Annotated in this window: 6 protein-coding genes and 1 pseudogene; 5 read left to right on the plus strand and 2 right to left on the minus strand. The window is 57.7% G+C overall.

Translation table 11 applies throughout. From position 1 onward, the window contains the following. Both J8G26_RS18805 and J8G26_RS18810 read left to right on the plus strand, forming a co-directional pair. On the plus strand, nt 1-320 hold a 320-nt coding region (locus J8G26_RS18805; protein WP_210570760.1), incomplete at its 5' end, for an integrase core domain-containing protein. Between the two features lie 95 nt (nt 321-415). Beyond that, the gene (locus tag J8G26_RS18810) at nt 416-1,369 is read left to right on the plus strand and encodes a LysR family transcriptional regulator (protein ID WP_210570762.1); all 954 of its coding nucleotides are present in this window, start codon (nt 416-418) and stop codon (nt 1,367-1,369) included. A 46-nt stretch (nt 1,370-1,415) separates the two neighbouring features. On the opposite strand, the gene J8G26_RS18815 is transcribed toward J8G26_RS18810, so the two are convergent. Then, on the minus strand, nt 1,416-2,435 hold the full coding sequence (locus J8G26_RS18815; protein WP_210570764.1) for an IS30 family transposase: 1,020 nt from the start codon (nt 2,433-2,435) through the stop codon (nt 1,416-1,418). Between the two features lie 338 nt (nt 2,436-2,773). Here J8G26_RS18815 and J8G26_RS18820 point away from each other — a divergent pair, with 338 nt between their 5' ends. Together J8G26_RS18820 and J8G26_RS18825 are read left to right on the plus strand one after the other, a co-directional pair. Beyond that, on the plus strand, nt 2,774-2,935 hold the full coding sequence (locus J8G26_RS18820; RefSeq protein ID WP_210570766.1) for a hypothetical protein: 162 nt from the start codon (nt 2,774-2,776) through the stop codon (nt 2,933-2,935). A 114-nt stretch (nt 2,936-3,049) separates the two neighbouring features. Beyond that, nucleotides 3,050-3,943, plus strand: a complete 894-nt coding sequence (locus tag J8G26_RS18825; protein ID WP_349238341.1) for a tripartite tricarboxylate transporter substrate-binding protein — start codon at nt 3,050-3,052, stop codon at nt 3,941-3,943. A 260-nt stretch (nt 3,944-4,203) separates the two neighbouring features. Here J8G26_RS18825 and J8G26_RS18830 read toward each other — a convergent pair whose 3' ends face one another. Then, nucleotides 4,204-5,175 carry an IS481 family transposase gene (locus J8G26_RS18830; RefSeq protein WP_210570768.1) on the minus strand — a complete coding sequence of 324 codons (972 nt, stop codon included), beginning with the start codon at nt 5,173-5,175 and terminating at the stop codon, nt 4,204-4,206. A 103-nt stretch (nt 5,176-5,278) separates the two neighbouring features. Between J8G26_RS18830 and J8G26_RS18835 the strand changes: the two are divergent. After that, nucleotides 5,279-5,742: pseudogene (locus J8G26_RS18835) on the plus strand (transposase); the annotation flags it as partial.

The raw sequence follows: 5,742 nt of genomic DNA on the forward strand, positions 1-5,742 counted from the left end.
GGCTGATATTCCACAGCGACCGGGGCAGCCAGTATTGCAGCTATGAGTTCCAGGATGCCTTGAAGGACTGGGGCATGCGTTCATCGATGAGCAGAAAGGGGAACTGCTGGGACAACGCACCGACCGAGAGCTTCTGGGGTCAGCTGAAAACAGCCAGCGTGCATGGGTGCAAATTCGCTACCCGTGAGCAGGCCAGGCAGGCAGTGATGGACTGGATGGCCTTCTACAATCACCGCAGGCTGCATTCGTCGCTGGGCTACCTCAGCCCGATGCAGTACGAGCAGCGCTGGTACGAGGCACAGCGTAAAAAGGCCGCGTGAACCGTGGGTTAAGAGCTACACGAAACAGGGGCAAGGTCAGATTGACTGCAGTCCGGCAAGGTTCAGAGCCTGCGCCAAACGGGAGAATGCATGCCATGAAAAATTCGGTTAACACACTGCGCAGCGTCAATATGAACCTGCTGCCGATATTGGCTGAGTTGCTACGGACAGCTAATGTAACCAGAGCTGCGGGCAGGCTGCACCTCACTCAATCCACGGTCAGTGGATCACTTCGTCAGCTGCGCGAGATATTCGGCGACGAGCTACTGATGCAGCATGGCCGGGAAATGGTTCTTACTGAAAGAGCCAAGCGACTGGTACCAGAGCTAGAGCGCATCATGGAGTTGACTGGCCGTCTGTTCCAAACGGAGCAATTCGATCCTTACACGGCTGCATCGCGCTTTCGCATTGCAACAGCAGACTATGTTTCGGCACTCGTGACGTCGAGGCTAGGGGCTGTCCTGCAGACGCTAGCCCCGAACATTACCCTTACCCTCACGCCTACGCCGGGCATATCCGCCAAAGAACTGCAACTCGGATCACTTGACCTGATTATCTGCCCCAATCTTCCATCCAATTTGCAAGCCTGCGGCATAAGCCGCAGCGATCAGGATTTTCAGCATGAAATTTTCATGCAAGACGACTTGGTGGCAATCCAGTGGCGCGCGCATTCAGGCAGTGCAAAGGCAATGAGTCAGCTCGAGTACCTCGAACGTCCACACGCCGTCTATTGTCGTACAGACGGACACGAGACCATTGAGCAGGAAACTCTGAACCGCCTAGGCTTGCGACAACGTACTCAGTTCCAGGTTCCCTATTTCACGTTGCTCCCTCAGTTGGTTGTCAATACAGACATCATCAGCTTGGTGCCCCGATCGCTCGCGCTCCACTACGTGAAAATCTTCGATATTGACATCTTCAAACCGCCCTTCGAGTTGCCGACCATGGATCTGGTCATGATCTGGGCAAGAAGCCGAGAAGCCTTTCCAGACCTGAATTGGTTACGAAACCTGGTGCGCCAGGCTTCATCTGAGGCTGAGTGCGCCTGAATACAGGGCGGTCTCAAATCTGAAGTGCAACACCGCTGGTTGATATTCAATGAATGGTAGCGGAGTTCCTCTCGGCGATAGCCGCCATGAATCGCTGTAAGGCCTGATAGGGAGAATCCCATCCGAGCGTCTGCCGAGGACGGTTGTTCATCAGATCGGCCATGGAATCCAGCGCCTCCTGGTCATGCACGCTCAGGTCTGTGCCCTTGGGCATGAACTGGCGCAGCAGCCCATTGGTATTCTCGCAACTGCCCTTTTGCCAAGGGCTGTGCGGATCACAAAAGTACACGCGCATACCAAGGGCTTCGGCGAGCTCCTTATGCCGGGCCATCTCCTTGCCCTGGTCATAGGTGAGCGTCTGGCGCATCGGGTCTGCAATCTGGCGCAGCTTGTTGGTGAACGCAGCCAGTGCACTCTCAGCCGATGCGTCAGGCATCTTGCACAGCAGCACCAGGCGCGTTGAGCGCTCGACCAGCACACCCACCGCCGACTTGTTGCCAGCGCCCTTGATCAAATCCCCCTCCCAATGCCCCGGCATCACGCGATCATTGACCTCGGGTGGGCGAACATGGATAGAGACCATGTCTGGAATCTGACCGCGCCGATGAGAGCCTGCTGAACGCGGGCGGCGTGTACTCTTGCCCTGGCGCAGCAGTGCGATGAGCTGGCGGCGCAACTCGCCGCGTGGGTATGCATAGATGGCGGTGTAGATGCTCTCGTGCGAGGCATGCTTGCTTGGCTCTTGGGGATACATGCGCTGGAGTGTGTGTGTAATCTGCTGGGGCGACCACAGCCAGCACAGCATGGTGGTGACAAGCATCCACAACGCCCCGGAGCTGTGCAGTTTGGGGCATGGCCTGACCTGAATGCGACGCTGCTGGCACAGGCGCTGCGCAGGCGCGCTGGCGTAACTGCCATTGCAGGCGTTGCGCCGCAACTCACGGCTGATGGTGCTTGGGCTGCGGCCTTGAAGGCGGGCTATGGCCCTGATGCTCCAGCCCTGCTGGCGCAGCGATGCCAACGTCACCCTATCTTCTGGCTGCAAGTGTTCGTATCTCTTTCTCATCTGCATACATTACCCTCGGTGAGGGTGTTGCACTTCAGATTTGAGACCGCCCAGCCAAATGGTTGCCAAAGCGGCGACAAGGGCCCCGGGGCCGCATAAAAGCAGGCCCATCTGCAGGGAAAAAATGGCGTCCTCTACGCCATCTGAAAACTGCGGCCTTGTAGCACTCGCGAATTCGAGTTGTTCAGGACATCCCTACCTGATGACGCTCGGGGCTCCAACTTACTATCGGTATGACCAATACTTGGCATCCAAATTCTCCGTTTTACTGACATCGGTAGTACTCCTAGAGTAGGCAGTGTTTTTCGCAATATGACCAAACTCAGGAGAAGCCAAGAATGGAGACCCAGCTCATAATCGACAATCAGGCCTTGCCTGCGTCCGGCAACGCCACCTACGTCAGACACCATCCAACCACAGACTTGGCTGCGCGCCTGAACTCAGACCTCCAGCGCTGGCGCGGCGTGGTGAAGCAAATTGGATTCACCGCCCAATCATGAGAGGAGACTTCAGCAGAATGCTCAACCGACGTTCGATAATTCATTCAATCGGCGCTATCGTCGCACTTGGTTCCACATCCCGCGCAATGGCGCAAGGGACAAGTGTGCTGAAAGGTGATCAACGGGTTCCCGGCGGGTGGCGTTGTCGACACGGTCAGCCGACGTGTTGGTGGAGGCATGGTCAATGCGGGTTACGCAAATTCAGTGGTCGTTGACAACCGGTCAGGCGCTGGAGGGCGCATCGCCTGCACGGCTGTCAAGACCGCCGCGCCCGACGGCCACACTCTGCTGCTGACACCCGACGGGGTGTTGTCGCTTTACCCGTTCATATACAACAAGCTCGACTACGATCCTTTTAGAGACTTCCTCCCAATCTCCGTTGTGGCATTGACCACAGATGCTCTGGCAGTTGGACCCATGGTGCCGGATCAGGTCAAGACACTGAGAGACTACATGGCCTGGGCGAAGGCCAACCCACAGCAGGCAAGTTTCGGCTCTCCGAGCACGGGCTCCTCCTCGCATTTGCTCGGATCATTGCTGAGCAGAGAAGCAGGAGTCCCACTTACCCATGTGGCTTACCGTGGGGCGGCGCCTGGTGTAGCCGATTTGGTCGGAGGGCAGATCAGCGCCATGATCGCCCCAACGGGAAATTTCTTGAGCTTTCAGCGATCGGGTAAGTTGCGGCTTCTAGCCACATCAGGCGTGCGACGCACACCGTTCACACCAGAAACCCCCACCTTCGCCGAACAGAAATTTGGTGACGGCTATCCTGCCGAGGAGCAGTGGTACGGCTTCTTCGCCCCGGCGTCTACACCTGATGACCTGATAGCGAAGGCAAACAAGAGCATCATCCAGTCCCTAGGAAGCAGGAATGTAGCCGAATCACTTGCCAGCTTCGGCCTTGTCGCAAAGGGTTCCAGCGCTGCCGAGATGAGCGAAAGCCTTCGAAAACAGCACGACGTCTGGGGTCGGTTGGTCAAAAAACTCGGATTTACGGCGGAATCGTGACAAGACCTATTCGCAAATTATTTGCGCAGCTCGAGATGCGAAAGAGCGGTATTCCGTTCATCAACACGCGGGACGGCTTCCTGGCATACATCAAGTGCCAGCAGCATTAGGCCAAGGTAATTGCTGAAGCCAAGCTTGAAAAGCTGGACTAACCCTTGCTTTAACGGCACTCGAGCCCGGAATGAGGAGCGTACAACTCGCCTTCCGGGCTTTTTTATGGGTCTTGCTGCGCAAGCTACTGATTCCCGAGTGGAGTCGTCCTAACTGTCGCATCCCGGACGATCATATGGTCGCTTGTTAAACAGATGCGGGTGCGACTGATACCACTGTTTCATGGCCTGCATGGGCGTACTGCTCTTGAGCGCTGATTGCGGCAATTGGTGGTTGTACAGCGCCACATAGCGCAACAAGGTTTGCTCCATGTCCTCGCGGCTGTTGAACCTGTGGGTCTTCAGGACGTCTGCAATACGCCCATTGAACCGCTCCACCATACCGTTGGTTCTCGGTGTTCTGGGCTTGGTCAGCCGGTGCTCTATGCCCAGCTCCTGGCACAGTTGATCGAACTCATGGTTGCCGCTGGGTTCGCGTTCCCGGCTGGCAAACAGGCGGTCTGTGAACTCCTTGCCGTTGTCGGTCAGCAGCTTGGTGATCCTGAGTGGACAGGCCTTGTGCAATGCCTTCAGGAAGGCTTGCGCACTGGCGGCCGTCTTGTTGGTCTTGAGCTGCACAAACACCCAGCGCGTAGCCCGATCAATGGCCACGAACAGATAGCGCCTGCTGCTCTCGTCCTGCATCTGGGGCAGGTACTTCACATCCATGTGCACATAGCCAGGCTCGTAGCTCTTGAAGGCCTTGTGTGCTACCGCAGGCTCCTGGGGTTTGAGGGCGTTGAGGTTGCCCGCGCCATGGCGGCGCAGACAGCGGTCCAAGCCAGAGCGTGAGACATGGGGGCAAATGAACTCGCGCGTGACCGCCAGCAGGTCATCCAGGGGCAGCAGCAGGGTACGCCTGAGGTGGAGCACCACGGTCTCTTGCGCAGGCGTGAGCACGGTCTGCAGGTGATGGGCCGTATGCGAGCGGTCTGCAAAAACATCGCGCTTCTTCCATTTGTAAACCGTCTGCTCAGTGATCCCGAAGCGCAGGGCCAGGACGTTGGCTGGCTCGTTGCTGGCTGCGATCTCGGCACGCACCGCGGGCGTGGTGCGGGCGTTCTTGTGCAGGGCAATCAACATGGCTTTACTCCCTGGGTAGATTGCAAGGACTCTATCAACTCTTGCAGGACCGCTCTGGCCATGAAGAGAGGATAAGAACTCCACTTTTCAGGGGCAACCTCAGGTGCGTGCGCAGTACACGCGAGAGTTCAAGCAGGAGGCTGTTCGGCAGGTCCGCTCGGGTCAGGCGATTGCGGTGGTGGCCAAGGTACTGGGCATTCCCAAAGCGAGCCTGGGCAACTGGGTACGGCTGTCAGCCAAGGGAGAATTGGACGGTGCGGGCGGTGGAGACAAGAGCATCCAGGTTTCGCCCGAGCAGATGGCGATAGCCCGGTTGCGTGCAGAGAATGCTCGCCTTCGCATGGAGCGCGACATCGCAAAAAAAGCCGCGGCGTACTTCGCGCAGGACACGCTGCGAGGTACGCCTGGATTCACCAAATGAGAAAGCTGTACCCGGTGAATGTGTCCTGCGGGGTGCTGGAGGTCAGCGCCAGCGGGTACTTCAACTGGCTGCGCCGGCGTGATTCTGGCCACGGTAGACCTGCCAGGCGTCACAGCGACGAAGCCCTGCTGGCGTACATGCGCGCC

The sequence above is a fragment of the Acidovorax sp. JG5 genome (genome assembly GCF_017939685.1).
Lineage (GTDB): Bacteria > Pseudomonadota > Gammaproteobacteria > Burkholderiales > Burkholderiaceae_C > Acidovorax.